General features: G+C 75.0%; 16 protein-coding genes. 8 read left to right on the plus strand and 8 right to left on the minus strand.

Annotation, left to right across the window (positions count from 1 at the left end):
- Together RKE29_RS14375 and RKE29_RS14380 are read right to left on the minus strand one after the other, a co-directional pair.
- A partial coding sequence (locus RKE29_RS14375) for a PEP/pyruvate-binding domain-containing protein (protein WP_312005632.1) occupies positions 1-1,458 on the minus strand: 1,458 nt, incomplete at its 3' end.
- 611 nt (positions 1,459-2,069) lie between these two features.
- On the minus strand, positions 2,070-3,008 hold the full coding sequence (locus tag RKE29_RS14380; RefSeq protein ID WP_312005633.1) for a ribokinase: 939 nt from the start codon (positions 3,006-3,008) through the stop codon (positions 2,070-2,072).
- Positions 3,009-3,287: 279 nt separating this feature from the next.
- Here RKE29_RS14380 and RKE29_RS14385 point away from each other — a divergent pair, with 279 nt between their 5' ends.
- Both RKE29_RS14385 and RKE29_RS14390 read left to right on the plus strand, forming a co-directional pair.
- Positions 3,288-5,519, plus strand: coding sequence for an ATP-dependent RecD-like DNA helicase (locus tag RKE29_RS14385; RefSeq protein WP_312005635.1), 2,232 nt, complete (start codon positions 3,288-3,290; stop codon positions 5,517-5,519).
- Positions 5,520-5,673: 154 nt separating this feature from the next.
- Complete coding sequence (locus RKE29_RS14390; RefSeq protein WP_312005637.1) at positions 5,674-6,963, plus strand: citrate synthase; 1,290 nt, start codon at positions 5,674-5,676, stop codon at positions 6,961-6,963.
- A 440-nt stretch (positions 6,964-7,403) separates the two neighbouring features.
- On the opposite strand, the gene RKE29_RS14395 is transcribed toward RKE29_RS14390, so the two are convergent.
- From RKE29_RS14395 to RKE29_RS14415, 5 genes are all read right to left on the minus strand, one after another.
- Positions 7,404-9,719: a heavy metal translocating P-type ATPase gene (locus RKE29_RS14395; RefSeq protein WP_312005638.1), complete on the minus strand. Its 2,316-nt coding sequence runs from the start codon at positions 9,717-9,719 to the stop codon at positions 7,404-7,406.
- Between the two features lie 307 nt (positions 9,720-10,026).
- Positions 10,027-10,278, minus strand: coding sequence for a heavy-metal-associated domain-containing protein (locus RKE29_RS14400; RefSeq protein ID WP_312005640.1), 252 nt, complete (start codon positions 10,276-10,278; stop codon positions 10,027-10,029).
- 531 nt (positions 10,279-10,809) lie between these two features.
- Positions 10,810-11,016 (minus strand): MerR family transcriptional regulator, encoded by a 207-nt coding sequence (locus RKE29_RS14405; RefSeq protein WP_312005641.1) that lies wholly within the window; start codon positions 11,014-11,016, stop codon positions 10,810-10,812.
- A gap of 232 nt (positions 11,017-11,248) precedes the next feature.
- Complete coding sequence (locus tag RKE29_RS14410) at positions 11,249-12,265, minus strand: Gfo/Idh/MocA family oxidoreductase (protein WP_312005642.1); 1,017 nt, start codon at positions 12,263-12,265, stop codon at positions 11,249-11,251.
- A gap of 109 nt (positions 12,266-12,374) precedes the next feature.
- Complete coding sequence (locus RKE29_RS14415; RefSeq protein ID WP_312005643.1) at positions 12,375-13,433, minus strand: sugar phosphate isomerase/epimerase; 1,059 nt, start codon at positions 13,431-13,433, stop codon at positions 12,375-12,377.
- A 500-nt stretch (positions 13,434-13,933) separates the two neighbouring features.
- Between RKE29_RS14415 and iolC the strand changes: the two genes are divergently transcribed.
- From iolC to RKE29_RS14440, 5 genes are all read left to right on the plus strand, one after another.
- Positions 13,934-14,911: a 5-dehydro-2-deoxygluconokinase gene (gene iolC, locus RKE29_RS14420; RefSeq protein WP_312005644.1), complete on the plus strand. Its 978-nt coding sequence runs from the start codon at positions 13,934-13,936 to the stop codon at positions 14,909-14,911.
- A gap of 157 nt (positions 14,912-15,068) precedes the next feature.
- Positions 15,069-15,956 (plus strand): deoxyribose-phosphate aldolase, encoded by an 888-nt coding sequence (locus tag RKE29_RS14425; protein WP_312005645.1) that lies wholly within the window; start codon positions 15,069-15,071, stop codon positions 15,954-15,956.
- Between the two features lie 176 nt (positions 15,957-16,132).
- Positions 16,133-17,083: a 5-deoxy-glucuronate isomerase gene (iolB, locus tag RKE29_RS14430; RefSeq protein ID WP_312005646.1), complete on the plus strand. Its 951-nt coding sequence runs from the start codon at positions 16,133-16,135 to the stop codon at positions 17,081-17,083.
- On the plus strand, positions 17,080-19,029 hold the full coding sequence (iolD, locus tag RKE29_RS14435) for a 3D-(3,5/4)-trihydroxycyclohexane-1,2-dione acylhydrolase (decyclizing) (protein ID WP_312005647.1): 1,950 nt from the start codon (positions 17,080-17,082) through the stop codon (positions 19,027-19,029). The genes iolB and iolD overlap by 4 nt, the downstream gene beginning before the upstream one ends.
- A gap of 36 nt (positions 19,030-19,065) precedes the next feature.
- A complete protein-coding gene (locus RKE29_RS14440) occupies positions 19,066-20,562 on the plus strand; it encodes a CoA-acylating methylmalonate-semialdehyde dehydrogenase (RefSeq protein ID WP_312005648.1) in 1,497 nt (498 codons plus the stop codon).
- A 193-nt stretch (positions 20,563-20,755) separates the two neighbouring features.
- On the opposite strand, the gene RKE29_RS14445 is transcribed toward RKE29_RS14440, so the two are convergent.
- Positions 20,756-21,322 (minus strand): hypothetical protein, encoded by a 567-nt coding sequence (locus RKE29_RS14445; protein WP_312005650.1) that lies wholly within the window; start codon positions 21,320-21,322, stop codon positions 20,756-20,758.
- Positions 21,323-21,961: 639 nt separating this feature from the next.
- Between RKE29_RS14445 and RKE29_RS14450 the strand changes: the two genes are divergently transcribed.
- Positions 21,962-22,248, plus strand: a 287-nt coding sequence (locus RKE29_RS14450) for a GntR family transcriptional regulator (RefSeq protein ID WP_312005651.1), incomplete at its 3' end; no start/stop codon positions are given.

A 22,248-nucleotide genomic window follows, 5' to 3' on the forward strand; every position in this document is an offset into this window, starting at 1 on the left:
TCCGGCGCCCGGTCCGGCCGCCTCCGGGCCGTCGGAGCCCGGCTGCCGGGGCAGGGCGCGCGGCTCCGGCAGCCGGGTGGGCTCGGTCAGGCTCGGCGGCGTCAGGGCGAGCACCACCGGGCTCTGTGCGGCGATCTGCCGGTCGGTGAGACCCCGGGCCCGCCCGTCGGACAGGGCCGCCAGGGCCTCGGCGGCCGCGGTGCCGGGCCGGTCGCCGTCCAGCAGGGCGCCCGCCAGGGCCTCCTGCGCGTGGAGCGCGACCAGCGCGGCCCGCCCCCAGCGCAGCAGGGCGGCCAGTTCGGCGCGGCTGAGTTCGCGTGGCGGCGGGGCCTCGGCGAGCTGCCGGTCGAGGTCGGCGAGCAGGTCGACGGCCAGGTGCGGCAGGGTGGAGCGCAGCCGGCCCACCCGCCAGGCGGCGGCCAGCCGGCGGGCCCCGGGCAGCGGGTTGAGCAGGCCCAGCAGGCGGCGGCGCGGCGGGGCGACGCCGAGCAGCGCCAGGTCGGCGGCGGCCCGGCCGCGCACGGTGGTGACCACGGGCACGGCGCGCAGCGTGCGGCGCGGCGCGGCGGCGCCGATGTCGAGGGCGGCGCCGATGCCGCGCGCCATCGGCGTCAGCCACAGGTCCTCCTCCAGCGGCTGGAGGGTGCCGGGCAGCGTCTCGGCGACCGGGCCGGGGCCGAGCAGGCGCGCGCCGCGCGGCGGGCGGGCGGCCAGCGCGGTGATCGGACGGCTCTGGAACAGCCACAGCCCGCCGTCCTCGTCGAAGCCGAACTCGATGTCCTGCGGCCCGCCCAGCACCCGCTCCGCGCGGCGGGCCAGGCGCGCGAGGCGGCGCAGTTCGCACCGGCCCAGCGGCCGGTCGTCGCCGGGCTCGCCGGGGTCGGTGCGCAGCAGCCGGCCGCGCGGCGTGAGGCGGTAGTCCGTACCGGACCTGGCGCCGCTGACGAGCGCGTCAGGCCCGCCGCGCACGGCGCTGACGAGCATGCGGTCGTACCGGGCGGCCAGCGGGTCGGCGGTGAACAGCACGCCGCCCGCGCGGACGGTCAGCATCGGCTGGACGAGTACGGCCATGGGCACGGGCTCGCCGGTGTCCGGGTCCCGCGCGGAGTCCAGCACGGTCCGCACCGCGGTGCGGAACTCCTCCCAGGTGCGCACGTCGAGCACCGAGGCGAACCGGCCCGCCATGGAGGAGGCGTCGGTGTCCTCGTGGGGCGAGGAGGAGCGGACGACCACCGGGCGGGTGCCGCCCGCGGACAGCTCCTGCCACGCCTGCCGTGCGGTCGGGCCGTCGTGGGGCTCGGCGAGGTCGTGCGGGATGACGAAGCCGGGGAGCACGGGGAGTCCCGCGTCCGCCGCCCGCGCCAGGTTGGCGGCCTTGGAGCCCGCCGTGTCGGGCCGCCGGGCATGGGGATCGCCCAGCGGGACGGTCTGAGTCGTACGTTCACCGGTCGTTGCCATCGAAGACCCTCCCGTGCCAACCGCCGTCAAACCGTCCAAGGGGACGCGCGAAGCGGGCCCGGTGCCTGACGGCGGGAAGGAGGCGGGGTCGTGTCCGGCCGGGTCGCGGACCCGACACGAAATCCCCACCCGATGAAATATTCTCACTTCGGCGGCCCGTGGGCCAGTGCCGAGGAAGTGCGAGTGACAGATTCCGGACAGGAGGCAGGACCGTCAGCCGCCCATGATCCTTACTTTCGGCGCAGGGCTGGTAACTCGCTGACATCCCGACAACTCTTCCTCACCCGCGGTCGTCTTTACAGGTGTCCGGCTTCCTGCGGAGGGGGGATCCGTGGGGGGATCCGCAGGGGGGAGGAAAGCCGGGACGGGGGACGGGGGACACGAGGGGTCCGGTCGTGGGGACCGGGCCCCTCGAAAGGTTTTCGCGGTCCGTACCGCCCGTCTTCCCGCCATGGGCCCACGGATGCCATGGCGGCGGACACACACCGGCGCGGAATCCGGCAGCGGAATCCGGCGGCGGGTCGGGCGCGGGGAGTCGCGGCCTCCTGGCGGCGGCGCCGCCCTGCGGCAGACGCCCGGCGGGCCGCCTTCCGGCCGCGGGCCACAGGCTCTTACGGCGGCACCACCTCCGCCGGGGTCGGGTAGGACGCCTGCGCGCCGTGTCTGGTCACCGCCGCCGCGCCCACCCGCACCGCGAACCGCGCCGCCTCCCGCAGCCCCTCGCCCAGCGCCAGGCGCCAGGCCAGCGCGCCGGTGAAGGCGTCGCCCGCGCCCGTGGTGTCCACCGCCGCCACCGGCACGCCCGGGATGTGCGCGGCGCCGTGCCGGTCGGCGACGAGCGCGCCGGCCGCCCCCAGCGTGACCGCCACCGACCGCGGACCGCGCGCGAGCAGCGCCGCCGCCCAGCCCGCCGGCGTGCCCGCGCCGCGCCGCCCCGTACGCGCCGGGCGCCCGGCCGGGTCCGCGAGCAGCGCCCGCGCCTCGTGCTCGTTGACCACCAGCGGGTCGCAGGCGGCCAGCACGTCGGAGGGCAGGGCCGCCGGCGGCGACGGGTTGAGCACCACCCGGGGCCCCGAGCCGGACGCGCGGGCGGCGCGGACGGCGGTGGCCACCGTCTCCAGCGGGATCTCCAACTGGAAGGAGACCACGCGCGCCGCCGCCAGCAGGCCGCTCGCGGCCCGCGCGTCCCCCGGGGAGAGCCGGGCGTTCGCGCCGGGCGAGACGACGATGCTGTTGTCCCCCGCGGGGTCCACCGTGATCACGGCCACCCCGGTGGGCGCGCCGCCGACGAGCACCCCGACGGTGTCCACACCCGCCGCGCGCTGGCTGTCCAGCAGCATCCGGCCGTACGCGTCGTCCCCGACCCTGGCGAGCAGGGCCGTGCGCGCCCCTAACCGGGCCGCGGCGACAGCCTGGTTGGCGCCCTTGCCGCCGGGGTGCACGGCCAGGTCCGAGCCCAGCACGGTCTCGCCCGCGGCCGGGCGGCGGTCGACCCGGACCACCAGATCGGCGTTGGCCGACCCCACGACCAGCAGGTCGTAGTCGTACATGACGCGTCCCCTTCCTCGGCTCACCCCGCTGCGCCGCTTCCCGGCCGTCCCGGTCCCCGGCGTCCCGTCCGGCTGCCTGAGTCCCATCCGTCACCGTCGCACGCGGCACGCCACCGAGCCGCGCACGCCACGGCCCGGCACGGACGTGCCCGCCGCCGACAGGTCCATGGTGCCGCCCGCCCGGCGGCAGGGGCCGGTTATCCACAGGCCGCCCGCCTCGGTGGACTCGGTTGTCCACAGGCCCGCGGGCCTGTCGGCGCCGGGCGGTACGGTCGGTGCATGCTCAAACTCGCGGTCGTGGAAGGGGTCCTGGAGCGGATCACCTACGCGAATGAGGAGAACGGCTACACGGTCGCCCGGGTCGACACCGGCCGCGGCTCCGGCGACCTGCTCACCGTCGTCGGCTCCCTGCTGGGCGCGCAGCCGGGCGAGTCCCTGCGGATGGAGGGCCGCTGGGGTTCCCACCCGCAGTACGGCCGGCAGTTCACCGTGGAGAACTACACCACCCTCCTGCCCGCGACCGTCCAGGGCATCCGGCGCTACCTGGGCTCCGGCCTGATCAAGGGCATCGGACCGCGGATCGCCGACCGGATCACCGAGCACTTCGGCCTGGAGACCCTGGAGGTCATCGAGCACCACCCCGAGCGCCTGATCGAGGTCCCCGGGCTCGGCCCCAAGCGCACGAAGATGATCGGCGCCGCCTGGGAGGAGCAGAAGGCCATCAAGGAGGTGATGGTCTTCCTGCAGGGCGTCGGCGTGTCCACCTCCATCGCCGTGCGGATCTACAAGAAGTACGGCGACGCGTCGATCTCCGTGGTGAAGAACGAGCCGTACCGGCTGGCGGCCGACGTGTGGGGCATCGGCTTCCTCACCGCCGACAAGATCGCGCAGTCCGTCGGCATCCCGCACGACAGCCCCCAGCGGGTCAAGGCGGGCCTGCAGTACGCGCTGTCCCAGTCCGCCGACGCCGGCCACTGCTACCTGCCCGAGGAGCGGCTGATCGCCGACTCGGTCAAGCTGCTCCAGGTGGACACCGGTCTGGTGATCGAGTGCCTGGCCGAGCTGGTGGCCGAGGAGGGGGTGGTGCGCGAGCGGGTGCCGGACGAGGACGGCGAGCCGGTCTCCGCGGTCTACCTGGTGCCCTTCCACCGGGCCGAGCTGTCCCTGGCCGGGCAGCTGCTGCGCCTGCTGCGCAGTGCCGAGGACCGCATGCCCGCGTTCCGCGAGGTGGACTGGGAGCGGGCCCTGGCCTGGGTGGCGACCCGCACGGGCGCGGACCTGGCGCCCGAGCAGCGGCAGGCGGTGCGCCTGGCGCTGTCCGAGAAGGTCGCGGTGCTCACCGGCGGGCCCGGCTGCGGCAAGTCCTTCACCGTCCGGTCGGTGGTGGAGCTGGCCCGGGCCAAGCGGGCCAGGGTGGTGCTCGCCGCGCCCACCGGCCGGGCCGCCAAGCGGCTCGCCGAGCTGACCGGCGTGGAGGCCGCCACGGTCCACCGGCTGCTGGAGCTGAAGCCGGGCGGTGACGCGGCGTACGACCGGGACCGGCCGCTGGACGCCGATCTGGTGGTCGTCGACGAGGCGTCCATGCTCGACCTGCTGCTGGCCAACAAGCTGGTCAAGGCCGTCCCGCCCGGCGCCCACCTGCTGTTCGTCGGCGACGTCGACCAGCTGCCGAGCGTGGGCGCGGGGGAGGTGCTGCGGGACCTGCTCGCGGCGGACAGCCCGGTGCCCGCCGTGCGGCTGACCCGCATCTTCCGCCAGGCCCAGAAGTCGGGAGTGGTCACCAACGCGCACCGGATCAACGCCGGAGCCCAGCCCATCACGCAGGGCTTCACGGACTTCTTCCTGTTCCCGGAGGAGGACACCGAGAAGGCCGGGCGGCTGACGGTGGACGTGGCCGCCCGCCGCGTGCCCGCGAAGTTCGGCCTGGACCCGCGCCGGGACGTGCAGGTGCTCGCGCCGATGCACCGCGGCCCGGCCGGCGCCGGCACGCTGAACGAGCTGCTCCAGCAGGCCATCACCCCCGCCCGCCCCGACCTGCCCGAGCGGCGCTTCGGCGGCCGCGTCTTCCGCGTCGGCGACAAGGTCACCCAGATCCGCAACAACTACGACAAAGGTGCCAACGGTGTCTTCAACGGCACGGTGGGCGTCGTCACCGCCCTCGACGCCGAGGAGCAGCGGCTGACCGTGCGCACCGACGAGGACGAGGAGGTGCCCTACGACTTCGACGAGCTGGACGAGCTGGCCCACGCCTACGCCGTCACCATCCACCGTTCCCAGGGCAGCGAGTATTCCGCCGTGGTGATTCCGGTCACGACCGGAGCGTGGACGATGCTCCAGCGGAACCTCCTGTATACAGCGGTCACCCGCGCGAAACGCCTTGTGGTTCTGGTGGGGTCCCGGCGGGCACTCGGTCAAGCGGTGCGGACGGTCTCGGCGGGTCGGCGCTGTACGGCGCTGGCCTACCGGCTGGGCGGCGCGCCCGGGCGTATCGAGTGGGTTTCCGAACCGTGACGAAGGGGGGAGGATGGCCCATGGCGGCACTCAGTGCCGCCATTAGGCTCTTCAGCCGACCCCGAGTGCACGTCCATCGTCCGAATGGGGGAAGGTGGGAGGAGTCAGTCAGGGCACCTCGACATATGAGAACCAGACGTCGGTGAGGGATGACGTGAGCGACAACTCTGTAGTACTGCGGTACGGGGACGACGAGTACACCTACCCGCTGGTGGACAGCACCGTCGGCGACAAGGGTTTTGACATCGGCAAGCTCCGCAACCAGACCGGTCTGGTGACCCTGGACTCCGGTTACGGCAACACGGCCGCGTACAAATCGGCCATCACCTACCTCGACGGCGAAAACGGCATCCTTCGCTACCGCGGTTACCCCATCGAGCAGCTGGCCGAGCGCAGCACGTTCCTGGAGACGGCGTTCCTGCTGATCAACGGCGAGCTGCCGACGGTGGACGAGCTGTCCGAGTTCAGGGCCGAGGTCACCCACCACACGCTGCTGCACGAGGACGTCAAGCGCTTCTACGACGGCTTCCCGCGCGACGCCCACCCGATGGCCATGCTGTCGTCCGTGGTCAGCGCGCTGTCCACCTTCTACCAGGACAGCCACAACCCGTTCGACGAGGAGCAGCGGCACCTGTCGACCATCCGGCTGCTGGCCAAGCTGCCGACGATAGCGGCGTACGCGTACAAGAAGTCGGTGGGCCACCCGGTCGTCTACCCGCGCAACGACCTGGGCTACGTGGAGAACTTCCTGCGCATGACGTTCTCGGTGCCCGCCGCCGAGTACGCGCTGGACCCGGTCGTGGTCAGCGCCCTGGACAAGCTGCTGATCCTGCACGCCGACCACGAGCAGAACTGCTCGACGTCGACCGTGCGGCTGGTGGGCTCCTCGCAGGCGAACCTGTTCGCCTCGATCTCCGCGGGCATCAACGCCCTGTGGGGCCCCCTGCACGGCGGCGCCAACCAGTCGGTGCTGGAGATGCTCCAGGGCATCAAGGCGTCCGGCAGCGACGTCGACACCTTCATCCGCAAGGTGAAGAACAAGGAAGACGGCGTGAAGCTCATGGGCTTCGGCCACCGCGTCTACAAGAACTTCGACCCCCGGGCGAAGATCATCAAGGCGGCGGCGCACGACGTCCTCTCCGCGCTCGGCAAGGAGGACCAGCTCCTCGACATCGCCCTGCGGCTGGAGGAGCACGCGCTCGCCGACGACTACTTCGTCGAGCGCAAGCTCTACCCGAACGTCGACTTCTACACCGGTCTGATCTACCGGGCGATGGGCTTCCCGACCGAGATGTTCACCGTGCTGTTCGCGCTGGGCCGGCTGCCCGGCTGGATCGCCCAGTGGCACGAGATGATCAAGGAGCCGGGCTCGCGCATCGGCCGCCCGCGGCAGATCTACACCGGCGTGGTCCAGCGGGACTTCGTCCCCGTCGAGCAGCGCTGACCCGCCGTCGGCTCGCCGCCGCCCGTCCGCTGCCGCCGCTCGCCCGCTGACGCGAAAGCGCCCCGCTTCCGATCCCCCCACGGGTCGGGGCGGGGCGCCTTCATCTCCCGGTGCGGACTCCCCCCACGGGATCCGGCCGGGCGCCTAGCCGGGGCATGCGGCCTCGGGTCGCGATCTGCCGGGACGCGTACGTACGGGAGGGCCGCTCAAGCTCCCCGGGTACGTCGCCCCGGCCACGCGCGGCGGGGTCGCGTCCCCCAAGACGCATCCCCACTGCCAGGTTAGACTCACCACCCCGTCCCATGGTTACGTTCGGTTGTCTGTGATCTGTGTCTCTTGGCACAGTCGCCCGGAGAGGAGCAACCCCCTCGGCTCGGAGATCGACGGCACCGTGTGCGGGTCCTGTGTGGCCTGTGCGCACCCGGTGAACCGACGAGGCGTCAGGTGGACGGTGTGAAGGCGCGCAGTCGCAGGCTGTTGCTTACCACGAGCACCGACGAGAACGCCATGGCACCGCCCGCGATCATCGGGTTGAGCAGGCCCGCCGCGGCGAGCGGCAGCGCGGCGACGTTGTAGCCGAACGCCCACACCAGGTTTCCCTTGATGGTGGACAGCGTGCGGCGCGCCAGCCGGATCGCGTCCGCCGCCACCCGCAGGTCGCCCCGCACCAGCGTGAGGTCGCCCGCCTCGATGGCGGCGTCCGTGCCGGTGCCCATCGCCAGGCCCAGGTCGGCCGCGGCCAGCGCCGCCGCGTCGTTGACGCCGTCGCCCACCATCGCGACCGTACGGCCCTCCGCCTGGAGCCGCCGCACGACCGCCACCTTCTCCTCCGGCAGCACCTCCGCGACGACCTCCTCGATGCCGACCTCGCGGGCCACCGCCTCGGCCACGGCCCGGTTGTCGCCGGTCAGCAGCACCGGGCGCAGGCCCAGCGCGCGCAGCTCGCGCACGGCCGCCGCGCTGGTGTCCTTCACCGCGTCCGCCACCGCCAGCACGCCGCGCGCCCGTCCGTCCCAGGCCACGGCCACGGCCGTGCGCCCGGCCGCCTCCGCCGCCGCCCGGGCCTCGGCCAGCTCCGGCGGCAGCGCCACCCCCCGCTCGGCCAGCAGCCGCTCCCGGCCGACCAGCACCGCGTACCCGTCGACGGTGCCCTCCACGCCGAGCCCGGGGACGCTGACGAAGCGCTCGGGCACCGGCAGCGGGCCGACGCGGGCCGCCGCGCCCTCGGCCACGGCCCGCGCGACCGGGTGCTCGGAGGCGTCTTCCAGGGCGCCGGCCAGCCGCAGCAGCTCCTCCTCGGACCCGCCCGGCGCCGCGGTCACCTCCACCAGGCCCATCCGGCCCCAGGTCACCGTGCCGGTCTTGTCGAGCACGACCGTGTCGACGCGGCGGGTGGACTCCAGCACCTCGGGCCCCTTGATGAGGATGCCCAGCTGCGCGCCCCGGCCCGTGCCGACCATCAGGGCGGTCGGGGTGGCCAGCCCCAGCGCGCACGGGCAGGCGATGATCAGGACGGCGACGGCGGCGGTGAACGCGGCCGTCGCGTCGCCGGTCGCGGCCAGCCAGGCCGCCAGGGTGCCGGCCGCGACCAGCAGCACCACCGGCACGAAGACCGCGGAGACGCGGTCGGCGAGCCGCTGCACGGCCGCCTTGCCGTTCTGCGCGTCGGCCACCAGCCGGGCCATCCGGGCGAGCCGGGTGTCCGCCCCGACCCGGGTGGCGGTCACCACCAGCCGCCCCGAGGTGTTCACGGTGGCGCCGGTCACGGCGTCGCCCGGAGCCACGTCCACCGGCACGGACTCGCCGGTGAGCAGGGAGGCGTCCACGGCGGACGCGCCCTCGGCCACGACGCCGTCGGTGGCGATCTTCTCCCCGGGCCGTACGACGAACCGGTCGCCGACCGCCAGCAGGTCCACCGGGACGCGCACCTCGCGCCCGTCGCGCAGCACCGCCACGTCCTTGGCGCCCAGCTCCATCAGAGCCCGCAGCGCCGCGCCCGCCCGCCGCTTGGAGCGCGCCTCCAGGAAGCGGCCGAGCAGCAGGAAGGAGGTCACCCCGGCGGCGGCCTCCAGGTAGATCGTGGACGACCCGTCCGTACGGGACACGGTCAGATCGAAGCCGTGCCGCATACCGGGCATGCCCGCGTGGCCGAAGAACAGCGCCCACAGCGACCAGCCGAACGCGGCGAGGGTGCCGATCGAGACCAGCGTGTCCATGGTCGCCGCGCCGTGCCGGGCCCCCTTCCACGCGGCCCGGTGGAAGGGCAGCCCGCCCCAGACCACGACCGGTGCGGCGAGCGTGAGGGACAGCCACTGCCAGTTGTCGAACTGCGCCGAGGGGACCATCGCCAGCAGCACCACCGGTACGGACAGGGCGATGCCGACGAGCACGCGCTGCCGCAGCGCGGCCGTCTCGTCGGCTCCGGCGCCGTCCTCGGCGGCCGGGCCCGCGGCGTCCTGGCCGGCCCCGGGAGGCGGCTCGGGCGCGGCGGGCCGCGGCTGGGCGGCGGTGTAGCCCGTCTTCTCCACCGTCGCTATCAGGTCCTCGACCGCGACACCGCCGCCGTAGACGACCTTCGCCCGCTCGGTCGCGAAGTTGACCGTGGCGGTGACGCCCGCCATCCGGTTGAGCTTCTTCTCCACGCGCGCCGCGCACGAGGCGCAGGTCATGCCGCCGATGGCGAGCTCGACCTCGGCGGCGGCCCCGGGAGCGGCCGGGGGAGCCGTGGTCGTGGTGGGGGAGGCGGTGCTGGTCATCTGTATCTCACCCCTGAAGGAGAGCCGGGCGGTGCGGACGGAAGGGCGAACGGGGCGGCCGCGGGCGCCACGGGCGGGCGGCAGCGGGACGGATTCGGCGCGGGTACGGGCTGGAGTCGCGGGTACGGGCTGGAACACGGACCGGAGGCGGGCCGGGCGCGGTCCCTCGGCCGGGATGCGCTCGACCGAGGGCGCGCGGGCGCGAACGGGGTTTGGGACTGCTCGGCCGCAGAAGCCGCCAGCCGTCGGAGCCGTCGGAGCCGTCGGAGCCGTGGGCCGCGGAAGTCCCTGTGGGCGCGGACTTCGCTCAGGCGTGGCCGACCAGCTCGTACCCGGCCTCGTCCACGGCGGCGCGGACGGCCTCCTCGTCCAGCGGGGCGGCCGACGTGACGGTGACCTGGCCGGTGGCGGCGACGGCCGTGACGGAGCTGACGCCGGCGAGGGCGGAGATCTCCTGGGACACGGCGCCCTCGCAGTGGCCGCAGGTCATGCCGGTCACCTGGTAGACGGTGGTGACGGCGGCCGCGTCCTGGGAACCGGTGTTCGTCTGGGTGGTCATGGCGTCTCCTGCGCGGTGGGAAATCTGTGGTCGGGTGGGACTCGGCTTTCGCTGCCTGTCCCAACGATGTCAACACTATACCCCTAGGGGGTATTCACGGACCCTGGGGGTGCCGGAAATACCCGCCGGCCCCCACCGCCCCGGCGTTCCGGCGCCGGGCCCGCGCGAAGCGTCTCCGTCCGCCCGTGCGCCCGTACCCCGCACCGGTATCGCTAGTACCCGGTACCGGTGGCCCGTATCAGGCCCACACGCCGGGCCCCAGGCCGGGCCGACGGCCAGGCCGGCGCCAGGCCCATCCAGGCCCCGGCCCGCTCTGCGGCCCGTCCGCGATCGTATGCCGCACGGACCGCGGGCCCGGCGCGCGGGCCCGCGACACGGCCGGGCGGCTCCGGCACGCCACCCGGCCGCCGCATCGCGGCAGCTCAGACGCGCGCCGGGCCTCGTACCGCCGCGCCGGCGGTACGAGGCCCGGCGGACCGGCCCGCGAACCCGCGGCGGCGGCGCCCCGTGGGCCGCGGGCCAGGTGCGGCCCTAGTCCTCGCGCGCGCGCCGGGAGCGGTTGCCCGGACGGCGGGCCGCCCAGGCCCGGATGGTGTCGGCATGCCAGTACGGCTTGCCGCTCTCCACGTGGTCAGGGGGCGGCAGCAGTTCGTGCTTGCGGTAGGAGCGCACCGTCTCGACCTGTACGCCGATGTGCGCGGCGATCTCGCGGTAGGACCAGAGTTTGCGATCGGGCATGTCTCGACGCCTTCCGTCAGGCGCCGCGCCCACCACCCGTGAGGGCCGGTGGGCGCGGCGCGGCTGTGCTGATCAACCAGCCTGTGCCCACGGGGCGACGCTCAGTGATCGCGAGGCGGGAGCTGTTGAACGCCTGTGACGGATCGCCCGCGTAAGCGTGACGGACGTGACAGGAGAGTGACGAGGTGCCACCGCGGCGACCTCGGCGACCTCGGCCGCTGCCGGACGGTGCTCAGCCGTACAGCGCCGGCCGCTCGGCCAGCTCCACGGGCGTGCGCTCCCCGGTCGCCTGGGCCCGCAGCCCCGCCTCGCAGACGGCCGCGGCGGCGTACCCGTCCCACGCGCTGGGGCCCACGGCCTCGCCGCACCGGGCCGCGTCCACCCACGCCTGCACCTGGCGGTCGTACGCGGTCGCGAAGCGCGCCACGTAGTCCGGGGCGATCCCGCCGCCCCACCGGCCCGCGCGGTTGACCAGCAGGCCGTGCGCGTCGCCCACCCGCGCGGTGCCCCGCTCGCAGACCACCTCGGCCTGCACCTGGTAGCCGAAGCCGCAGGCCGGGTGGATCTCCACGGTGACCAGCACGCCGCCGTCCGTCTCGAAGACCACCAGCTGCGGGTCGCGCAGCGCGCCGGGGGCGTACGGGCGCGGCGGGCGCAGCACGGTCACCGCCGCGATCTCCTGGCCGAGCAGCCACCGGACCTGGTCCATCTCGTGCACCACCGAGTCGTTGATGAGCATCTGCTCGGTGAAGAAGGCGGGCAGCGACGCGTTGCGGTGCCGGCAGTGCAGCATCTGCGGCCGGCCCAGCTCGCCGGCGTCCAGCAGCGCCTTCAGCTCCTGCAACTCCGCGTCGTACCGGCGCATGAAGCCGACCTGGACCCGCCGCCGCCCGCACCGCTGCTCGGCCCGCAGCACGCGCAGCGCGGCGGCGGCGTCCGGGGTGAGCGGCTTCTCGCACAGCACGGGCAGGTCGCGTTCCAGGGCGGCCAGCAGCGCCGCCTCGTGCGCCGGTCCGGGCGAGGCGATGAGCACCGCGCCGACTTCCGGGCAGGCCATCGCGGCGGCCGGGTCGGTGTACGGCTGGCAGCCCTCGACGCCGTCCGCGGCGGCCTTGGCCCGCTCGGCGTCCACGTCGGCCACGGCGGCCACGCGCGCGCCGCTGGTCACCTCGTGTAGGCGGCGGACGTGGTCGGCGCCCATCCGGCCGGCGCCGATGACGGCCACCCCCAGCGTCCCGTGCTGCGTCATGGTCGTTCGGTGTCCTCTCTCGTTCGTACGGGGTCGGGTTCGTACGGTCGGGTTCGTGCGGGTCGGGTTCGTACGGGGTCGGGCGGGCCGCGTTCAGCTGTTGTCAGGGTTACGCGCCGCAGGAGCGCAGGAAGCGGCGGGTGCGCTCGGCGATCGGAAGGGGCCGGTCGGGCGGGCAGGGGTACATGTCCTGTTCCACGATGGCGAACAGGTCGGCGTCCAGCCGGCTCGCCGCGGCCAGCACCGGCTCCAGCGCGGGCACGCCGCGCGGCGGCTCGCACATCACGCCGCGCCGCACCGCGGGCCCGAACGGCACCCCGTCCCGGATCACCTCGGCGAGCACGGCCGGGTCCACCTGCTTGAGGTGGAGGTAGCCGATCCGCTCGCCGTACGTCTCGATGAGCCGGACGCTGTCCCCGCCGCAGTAGGCGTAGTGGCCGGTGTCCAGGCACAGGTTGACCAGGGCGGGGTCGGTGGCGTCCAGGAGGCGTACGACGTTCTCCTCGGTGTCGATGTGCGTGTCGGCGTGCGGGTGGACCACCACGCCGAGCCCGTACCGCTCGCGCACCTCGCGCCCCAGCCGCTCCAGGCCCGCGGCCAGGTGGCGCCACTGCTCCGCGCTCAGCCGCGGGCTCTCGATCAGCTCGGCGGTCTTGTCGTCGCGCCAGAAGGCGGGGATGACGACGAGGTGGCCGGCGCCCATGGCCCGGGTCAGCTCGGCCACCTGGGCGACGTGCCGCCAGGTGGCGTCCCAGACGGCGGGGCCGCGGTGCAGCGCGGCGAACACCGTGCCCGCCGAGACCCGCAGCCCGCGCCGCCCGGTCTCCTCGGCCAGGCGGGCCGGGTCGGTGGGCAGGTAGCCGTACGGGCCCAGCTCGATCCACTCGTAGCCGGCCTGCGCGACCTCGTCCAGGAAGCGCCGCCAGGGCACCTGGCAGGGGTCGTCGGGGAACCACACGCCCCAGGAGTCGGGCGCCGAGCCGACCCGCAGGCGGCCGGGGCCGGGCAGCCGCGCCGGCGCGGCGGCGGCCGCGGGCCCCGGGACAGGCCCGTTCCCGGGCAGGTCTCCGGGCGCGGCGCCGGGTACGGCCGTGGGTACGTCCCCGGGTACGGCCCTGGGCGCGGCCCCGGCCGGGGGTACGGGTCCGGGTCCGGAGGCGGCGGTCATGGCGGGGTCTCCTCTCGCCGGTTCTCGCCCGCCGGTCTTCGCCCGCCGTCCTCGGCGGCGGACGCGGCGGCGGGCACGGGGGGCACGGGGGCGGTCACGGGGCGGACGCGGGGGTGGACACGGGCGGGCGGGACGCGGTGCGGGCGCGGGCGGAGCGGGCCCGCGCGTGAAGGGGCCTGTCGTGTCAGTGTGCGGCAGCTTCACCGGTCGGGCAGCGCCCGGTCAATATCTCGTCATGACATCAGGACGTAATGGCTCTGCGGGGGGAGTGCTGGGGTGAGACTGCCGGGGACAGGTGCCCGCGCGCGGGACGCCTGGCCGGGAGGCGGCCCGGGCGGACCGCCCGGGCCAGCGCCCTTGTGGGACGTCCTTATGTAAGGACAAATGCTTGACAGCTGCTCGGGGGACCCTTAGACCTGAAGAGGTCGACGGGCCCGGCCGCCGCCGCGGCGCCCGAGCCGACCCGGCCGGTGAACCGCGTCCTGCCGAGAGGGGCACGCATGAGTGAGCCGCACGACCCGTACGACCTGATCACGGTGGGCCGGATCGGCGTGGACCTCTACCCCCTGCAAGGCGGTGTGCCGCTGGCGCGCGTGGAGACCTTCGGCAAGTTCCTGGGCGGCTCGCCGACCAACGTGGCCGTCGCCGCGGCCCGCCTCGGCCGCCGTACGGCCGTGATCACCCGCACCGGCGCCGACCCGTTCGGCGACTACGTCCACGCCGCGCTGCGTGACTTCGGGGTGGACGACCGGTGGGTCACGCCGGTCGAGGCGTACCCCACCCCGGTCACCTTCTGCGAGATCTTCCCGCCCGACGACTTCCCGCTGTACTTCTACCGCTACCCCAAGGCCCCCGACCTGGAGATCCACCCCGACGAGCTGGACTACGACGCCGTCCGCGCCGCCCGGATCTTCTGGACGACCGGCACCGGGCTGTGCGCCGAGCCCAGCCGCTCAGCCACCCTCGCCGCCCTGGCGGCGCGCGCCCGGCGCGGCCCGACCGTCTTCGACCTGGACTGGCGGCCCGTGTTCTGGTCCGACCCGGCGCGGGCCCGCGCCGACTACGCCGAGGCGCTGCGGCACGCCACCGTCGCCGTCGGCAACCTGGACGAGTGCGAGGTCGCCACCGGCCTGCGCGAGCCCGCGGCCTGCGCGCGGGCCCTGCTGGCGGCGGGCGTGGAGCTGGCCGTGGTCAAGCAGGGCCCGCGCGGGGTGCTCGCCGCGGGCCGGGACGGCTCGTACGCGGAGGTGCCGCCCGTGCCCGTCGAGGTCGTCAACGGCCTCGGCGCGGGCGACGCCTTCGGCGGCGCGCTGTGCCACGGCCTGCTGGCCGGCTGGGACCTGGAGCGCGTCCTGCGCTACGCGGCCGCCGCCGGCGCCATCGTCGCCTCCCGGCTGGCCTGCTCCTCCGCGATGCCGACCGACGCCGAGGTGACGGCCCTGCTCGCCGCGGCGGGCCCGGCCGCCCCGGCCGTGTGAGCGGGCCGCCGGACCCGCATGGCCCCGGGCCCGGCCGACAGCAGCGGCCGGACGGCCCGACGACCGACAGGACCCCCAGGCCCAGACGCCCGAGGCGACCGAGCGGCGACCGAGTGACGACCGAGCGAGCCCACCGAGCGCGAACGCGAGGAACCCCATGAGCATCAGCATCTCCGACCTCGTCACCGTCCGCAGCCGGCACCCCGAGGCCATCGCCGAGGCGGCCGCCCGCCGCCCCCGCCGCCCGCTGCTGGACGGCCGCGGCCGGCTGCTGATCGTGGCCGCCGACCACCCGGCGCGCGGCGCGCTCGCCGTCGGCGGCCGGCGGCTGGCCATGGCGAGCCGGGCCGACCTGCTGGAGCGGCTGTGCCTCGCGCTGTCCCGGCGGGGCGTGGACGGCGTGCTCGGCACCGCCGACATCCTGGAGGACCTGCTGCTGCTCGGCGCCCTGGACGGCAAGGTCGCCATGGGCTCGATGAACCGCGGCGGGCTGGCCGGGGCCGCGTTCGAGCTGGACGACCGGTTCACCGGCCACCGCCCCCGGGACATAGCCCGGCTGCGCCTCGACGCGGGCAAGCTGCTGCTGCGCGTGGACTACGCCGACGCCGGCTCGGCGGCCACCCTGCTCGCCGCCGCCCGGACCGTCGACGCCATGGCCCGGCTGCGGCTGCCGGTCTTCGTCGAGCCGTTCCTGTGCCGTCGCACCGGCGGCCGGGTCGTCAACGACCTGAGCGCGGAGGCGGTCACCACGGCCATCGCCGTCGCCTCCGGGCTGGGCGGCACGTCCGCGTACACCTGGCTGAAGGTGCCGGTCACCGAGAACCCCGACGACATGGCCGCCGTCATGGAGACCTCCACGCTGCCCGCCGTGCTGCTCGGCGGCGACGTCTCCGCCGCGCCCGGCACGCAGGAGGCGGCGTACGAGAGCTGGCGCAAGGCCCTGCGGCTGCCCACCGTGCGGGGCCTGGTCGTGGGCCGGTCGCTGCTGTACCCGGCGCGGGGCGGGGTGGCGGAGGCCGTCGACACGGCCGTGAGCCTGCTGTGAGCCGCCGCGCTCCGCGACGAACAGGCCCCCGGCCCCCGCCGCCCGCTGCGACGAACGGCCCCGCCGCGATCGAGGTGGGACGGCCGGGAGCGGAGGGGAATGCTGCTACGGGACCACCGGGACCGCGCCGGCCCCCACCCCCACACGACCGCGGTGAACGGCGAGAGGAGCCGGGCATGACCGGCGAGCGCTTCCACCTCCCGGCGGGCAGGGCCGCGAGCGGCCCGTACGCCGTGGACATCGACCCCGGCCTGGCCGGCTGGGACCGCTCCTGCCTGCGCGTGCTGACCCTGCCGCCCGGCGGCGCGCACACCTTCGCCACGGGCACCGCCGAGTGGATCGTGCTGCCGCTCAGCGGCGCCTGCACGGTGCTGGTCAACCCGCACGCCGACGGCGGCGAGACCTTCGACCTGCACGGCCGGGACAGTGTCTTCGCCGCGGTCACCGACTTCGCGTACGTGCCGCGCGACGCGCACGCCACCGTCGCCAGCGGCGGGGGCGGCCGGTTCGCGCTCGCCGGGGCGCGCTGCGAGCGGCGGCTGCCCGCCCGGTACGGGCCCGCGCGGGACGTGCCCGTCGAGCTGCGCGGCACCGGCACCTGCTCCCGCCAGGTCAACAACTTCGCCGCCGCGGACACCTTCGCCTGCGACCGGCTGATCGCCGTCGAGGTGCTCACGCCGGGCGGCAACTGGTCGTCCTACCCGCCGCACAAGCACGACGAGGACCGGCCGGGCGAGGAGTCGCGCCTGGAAGAGATCTACTACTTCGAGATCGCCCCGGCCCCCAGCGCCCCGGCCCGCGGAGGACCGGCCTCCGGCGGACCGGCCCCCCGTACCGAGGGCGTCGCCTACCAGCGCGTCTCCCCGTCCGGCCGGGGCCGGAACACCGACGTGCTCGCCGAGGTCCGCACCGGCGACGCCGTCCTCATCCCCGACGGCTGGCACGGCCCGTCCATCGCCGCACCCGGACACGACCTGTACTACCTCAACGTCATGGCCGGTCCGGGCGCCGAGCGTGCCTGGCTCATCCGCGACCACCCCGACCACGCGTGGATCCGCGCGACTTGGCCCGACCTGCCCGCCGACCCGCGCCTGCCGCTGTACACCGCACCCGGAGGGACCCCGTGACGCCCGAGCCGACAGCCCAGCGGACGCCGAGTCCGACCCGGCGGCTCACCGTGGCCCAGGCGCTGGTGGCGTTCCTGGCCCGCCAGTACACCGAGCGCGACGGGCACCGCCGCCGCCTGATCGCCGCCTGCTGGGGCATTTTCGGCCACGGCAACGTGGCGGGCCTCGGCCAGGCCCTGCTGGAGTCCGGCGCGGCGGGCCCGCCCGGCCCGTACGGATCGGACCCGCCCGGACCGGCTCCCGCCCTCCCCTTCCTCCAGGGCCGCAACGAGCAGGCCATGGTGCACGCGGCCACCGGCTTCGCCCGCCAGTCCGGCCGCCTCAGCACGCACGCCGTCACCACGTCCATCGGCCCCGGCGCCACCAACCTCGTCACCGGCGCCGCCCTGGCTACGATCAACCACCTGCCCGTCCTGCTGCTGCCCGGCGACACCTTCGCCACCCGCCCCGCCGACCCCGTACTCCAGCAGCTCGAAGTCCCGTACGCGGGCGACGTGTCCGTCAACGACTGCCTGCGGCCGGTCTCCCGCTACTTCGACCGGATCGTCCGGCCCGAGGCGCTGGTCCCCGCCGCGCTCCAGGCCGTGCGGGTGCTGACCGACCCGGCCGCCACCGGCGCCGTCACCCTCGCCCTGCCGCAGGACGTGCAGGCCGAGGTCCACGACTGGCCGGAGGACTTCTTCGCCGACCGGGTGTGGCCGGTGCGCCGCCCCGCGCCCGACCCGGCCGCGCTCGCCGACGCCGCCCGCGCCGTACGGGCCGCGCGCCGACCGCTGCTGATCGCGGGCGGCGGCGTGCGGCACAGCGGCGCGCAGGCCGCGCTGCGCGCGTTCGCCGACGCCACCGGCATCCCGGTCGCCGCCACCCAGGCGGGCAAGGGCGCGCTGCGCCACGACCACCCGGCCGAGGTGGGCGGCGTCGGGCACACCGGCACGGCGGTGGCGAACGACCTGGCCCGCGCCACCGACCTGGTCGTCGGCGTCGGCACCCGCTACACCGACTTCACCACCGCCTCCGCGACCCTCTTCGCCGACCCGGCCGTCCGCTTCCTGAACCTCAACATCGCGTCCTTCGACGCGCACAAGCTCGCCGCCACCGCCCTGGTCGCCGACGCCCGCGCCGGGCTCGAAGCCCTCACCGCCGCGCTCGCGGGCCACCGCGTCGACGCCGCGTACGAGGCGGCCTACCGGACGGCCAAGGAGCGCTGGGAGCGGCGGGTCGACGCCGCCTACGCCGCGCCCGACCCGGCCGCCCGGCCCACCCAGGCGCAGGTGCTCGGCGCGCTGGACGCGGTCGTCGGCGACGACGACGTGATCGTGAACGCGGCCGGGTCCCTCCCCGGCGACCTGCACAAACTGTGGCGCGCCCGGTCCCCGTACCAGTACCACGTGGAGTACGGCTACTCGTGCATGGGCTACGAGATCCCCGCCGCACTCGGCGTCCGGCTGGCCGCCCCGGACCGCCCGGTGTGGGCGCTGGTCGGCGACGGTACGTACCTGATGATGCCCACCGAACTGGTCACCGCCGTGCAGGAGGGCGTGAACATCACGGTCGTACTCCTCCAGAACCACGGGTACGCGTCCATCGGCGGCCTGTCCGAGCAGGTCGGCGCCGAGCGCTTCGGCACCGCCTACCGCTTCCGGGCCGCCGACGGCACGTACACCGGCGACCCGCTGCCCGTCGACCTGGCGGCCAACGCCGCGTCGCTGGGCATGGCCGTGCTGCGCGCGGCCACCGTCGGCGAGCTGCGCGCCGCGCTCGCCGCCGCCCGTACGGCCGACCGGCCCACCTGCGTGTACGTCGAGACCGCGCCGCCGGGCCCGGAGCTGCCGGGCGCGCAGGCGTGGTGGGACGTGCCCGTGGCGGCCGTGGCCGACCGCCCGGCGGCGGTGGCGGCGCGCGAGGCGTACGAACGCCGGGCCGCGACCCGCCGCCGCCACCTGTGAAGCCCCCGACCCCTCGATACGAAAGGCAGGCGCGTGATGAAGACCGTCAACCACTGGATCGGGGGCCGGGCCGCCGAGGGCGCCTCCGGCCGCTACGGACCGGTGTACGACCCGGCGACCGGCGAGCAGACCACGCGGGTGGCGTTCGCGTCCGACGGGGAGGTGGACGCGGCGGTGGCCGCCGCCCGGGACGCGTACGCCTCCTGGTCCACCGCGTCCCTGGCCGCGCGCACCGCGGTGCTCTTCCGCTACCGCGAGCTGCTGGACGCGCGCCGCGACGAGATCGCCCGGCTGATCACCGCCGAGCACGGCAAGGTGCACGCCGACGCGCTCGGCGAGGTGGCGCGCGGCCTGGAGGTCGTGGAACTGGCCTGCGGCATCCCGGCGCTGCTGAAAGGCGAGCTGTCCACGCAGGTGTCCACCCGCGTGGACGTGGCCTCGCTGCGCCAGCCGCTGGGTGTGGTCGCGGGCGTCACGCCGTTCAACTTCCCGGCCATGGTGCCGCTGTGGATGTTCCCGCTGGCCGTCGCGTGCGGCAACACCTTCGTGCTCAAGCCCAGCGAGAAGGACCCGTCCGCCGCCCTGCGGGTGGCCGAGCTGGCCGCCGAGGCGGGCCTGCCGGACGGCGTGCTGAACGTGGTCAACGGCGACCGGACGGCCGTCGAGCGGCTGCTGGACCACCCGGACGTGGCCGCCGTCAGCTTCGTCGGCTCCACGCCGATCGCCCGCGCCATCCAGTCCCGGGCCGTCGCGCACGGCAAGCGCGTACAGGCCCTCGGCGGCGCCAAGAACCACATGCTGGTGCTGCCCGACGCCGACCTGGACTTCGCCGCCGACAACGCGATCAGCGCGGCGTACGGCTCGGCGGGCGAGCGCTGCATGGCGGTGTCGGTGGTGGTCGCGGTGGGCGCGGCGGGCGACGAGCTGGTCAAGAAGATCGCCGAGCGCGCGGCGGCCCTGCGCATCGGCCCCGGCACCGACCCGGCCTCCGAGATGGGCCCGCTGATCACCGCCGAGCACCGCGCCAAGGTCGCCTCGTACGTGCGCGGGGCCGCCGCGCAGGGCGCCGAGGTGGTGGTCGACGGCACCGGCCTGACCGTCCCGGGCCACGAGAACGGCTTCTTCCTCGGCGTCTCGCTGCTGGACCGGGTGCCGGTGGACGCCGACGCCTACCGCGACGAGATCTTCGGCCCGGTGCTGTGCGTGGTGCGCGCGGAGACGTACGACGAGGCGATCGCGCTGATCAACGGCTCGAAGTGGGGCAACGGCGCGGCCGTCTTCACCCGCGACGGAGGCGCCGCCCGCCGCTTCCAGCTGGAGGTGGAGGCGGGCATGGTCGGCGTCAACGTCCCCATCCCGGTCCCGGTCGGCTACCACTCCTTCGGCGGCTGGAAGGACTCCCTCTTCGGCGACCTGCACGTCTACGGCCCCGATGGCGTGCGCTTCTACACGCGGGGCAAGGTGGTCACCACCCGGTGGCCCGATCCGGCGGAGGTCGGCGGGGTCGACCTGGGCTTCCCTCGGAACCACTGACCCCCGCTGTCCGACGCCGTCCGACAAATTTACGGAATCCTTCGTTCCGTCTTACGTCCACAACTGGTCATACCAGTCATACTGGAGCCCCGCGAAGGGCGCGGCCCCCATCGGTCCCACCGGCCGGTGGGGGCCGCGTGTCGTTGGCGTGCGCGTGAGCTGGGCCCCGGCCGTCGGCCCCGTCGGGTGACAGTCAGCCGACGATGTCCGACGCGAGATCGACCACAGTGCAGCGGCGCAGTTCGAGCACGAGCTGGGTCGCGAGGAACCACCGGCTGTCCCGATGGCCGTAGGGGAGGTAGCCGTCGCTGGGGACGCGCAGCAGCCGTCCGTCCGGGCCGGGGAGGTAGCCGTCGCCGTAGACCCCGCGCGGACGGGGCTTTCGGGACCTGACGGCGACGGGAGCGGTCAGGTGCGGGCAGTGCCGCAGGGCGGTGTCGGCGCACAGGACGCAGACCGGTGGTTTCGGGCAGAGCACGCCCTCCGGCCAGTCGGGCGACAGCGTGTCGGGGCCGGGGTGAGGGAAGAGGAACAGCCATCCCCGGGCGGTCCGGCTCGCGGGGCCACCGCACACCTGGCACAGCCCGTTCAGCGCGGCCCGGCGCTGGCGGGCCGGGTGGACGGCGCGGAAGTCGGGCTTCCCCAGGCCCGGCGCCTCGGTGAGGCGGCTCCACAGCACGCCGTGTGCGTCCCGGTCGGCCGGAGATTCGTCGCCGTAGCACAGCCCCGTGCCGTCGCGGCGGACGGTGAGCGACCGCACGGCGATCCGTTCCTCGGTCCACGGGGTTGATGTACGGAACGGGCGCCTGCCTCGGTCCCCAGGTCAGCGCTGCCCGCTGTGCGGGGGTGGCGCCCCTTGCGGCAGCTGGCGCCTCATCCCCGACCGGGCCTGCCGAGGCCAGGGCTCCAGCTGTTGTACGGGTCACCTCCCGCCGCCCTTCCGTCGCGTGCTGATCGCGGTCTGGATNGTTGTACGGGTCACCTCCCGCCGCCCTTCCGTCGCGTGCTGATCGCGGTCTGGATGGTGGCGTGCCGTACGCCGTGGCGCGGTCGCTCGCCGGGAATCAGAACGCGGGCACCGGTTCCGGTCGTTCGGTGACGCCGCACTGGGGGCAGTAAGAGGCGCATCAGCGCCCCCAAGTAGCCCGCGATACGTTGAAACACGTCGTCAACCTCCAAGCGGTTGAGGGCCATGCCCCGGGGCCGGTGGGACGGTCGCCGGGGTCTCTCCGTTTCGCGCGCGCTGGCCAGGACGTTGCTGCGGACTCCCGCGCATGTCCTAGGTCAGAAACTATCGCGTCCTAGGTCATACAGGCAAGGGGAGGCGGGCGCGACGCATGTACGCCCGCGTTGTGTACTAGTACACTCACCAGTGACCTAGTGCACAGGGAGGGGACACATGCCCGAGCCGGACCGGCAACCGCCGTACATGCAGATCGCGGAGCGCATCCGTCGCCGCATCCTCGACGGCGAGTTGGAGGAAGGCGCGAAGCTGCCGCCTGTCCGCGAACTGGCGAAGCAGGAAGGAGTCGCCGTCGCCACCCTCGGTCGCAGTCTCGACCACCTACAGGTGGAGGGCTACATCGTCACCTCGCGGCGCGGCACCTTCGTGGCGAACGCCCCCTCCGTCGCACCGAGTTCCTACGACCGGATCACCCGGGTGCTGCGCACCGGATCCGTGCTCGG

It is taken from the genome of Streptomyces sp. B1866 (assembly GCF_031932565.1).
Taxonomy (GTDB): Bacteria; Actinomycetota; Actinomycetes; order Streptomycetales; family Streptomycetaceae; genus Streptomyces.

Coding starts and splice junctions, on each gene's coding strand:
- RKE29_RS14380 (WP_312005633.1), bottom strand. CDS start 3,008: ATGTACGACTACGACCTGCTGGTCGTGGGGTCGGCCAACGCCGATCTG.
- RKE29_RS14385 (WP_312005635.1), top strand. CDS start 3,288: ATGCTCAAACTCGCGGTCGTGGAAGGGGTCCTGGAGCGGATCACCTAC.
- RKE29_RS14395 (WP_312005638.1), bottom strand. CDS start 9,719: ATGACCAGCACCGCCTCCCCCACCACGACCACGGCTCCCCCGGCCGCT.
- RKE29_RS14400 (WP_312005640.1), bottom strand. CDS start 10,278: ATGACCACCCAGACGAACACCGGTTCCCAGGACGCGGCCGCCGTCACC.
- RKE29_RS14405 (WP_312005641.1), bottom strand. CDS start 11,016: ATGCCCGATCGCAAACTCTGGTCCTACCGCGAGATCGCCGCGCACATC.
- RKE29_RS14410 (WP_312005642.1), bottom strand. CDS start 12,265: ATGACGCAGCACGGGACGCTGGGGGTGGCCGTCATCGGCGCCGGCCGG.
- RKE29_RS14415 (WP_312005643.1), bottom strand. CDS start 13,433: ATGACCGCCGCCTCCGGACCCGGACCCGTACCCCCGGCCGGGGCCGCG.
- iolC (WP_312005644.1), top strand. CDS start 13,934: ATGAGTGAGCCGCACGACCCGTACGACCTGATCACGGTGGGCCGGATC.
- RKE29_RS14425 (WP_312005645.1), top strand. CDS start 15,069: ATGAGCATCAGCATCTCCGACCTCGTCACCGTCCGCAGCCGGCACCCC.
- iolB (WP_312005646.1), top strand. CDS start 16,133: ATGACCGGCGAGCGCTTCCACCTCCCGGCGGGCAGGGCCGCGAGCGGC.
- RKE29_RS14440 (WP_312005648.1), top strand. CDS start 19,066: ATGAAGACCGTCAACCACTGGATCGGGGGCCGGGCCGCCGAGGGCGCC.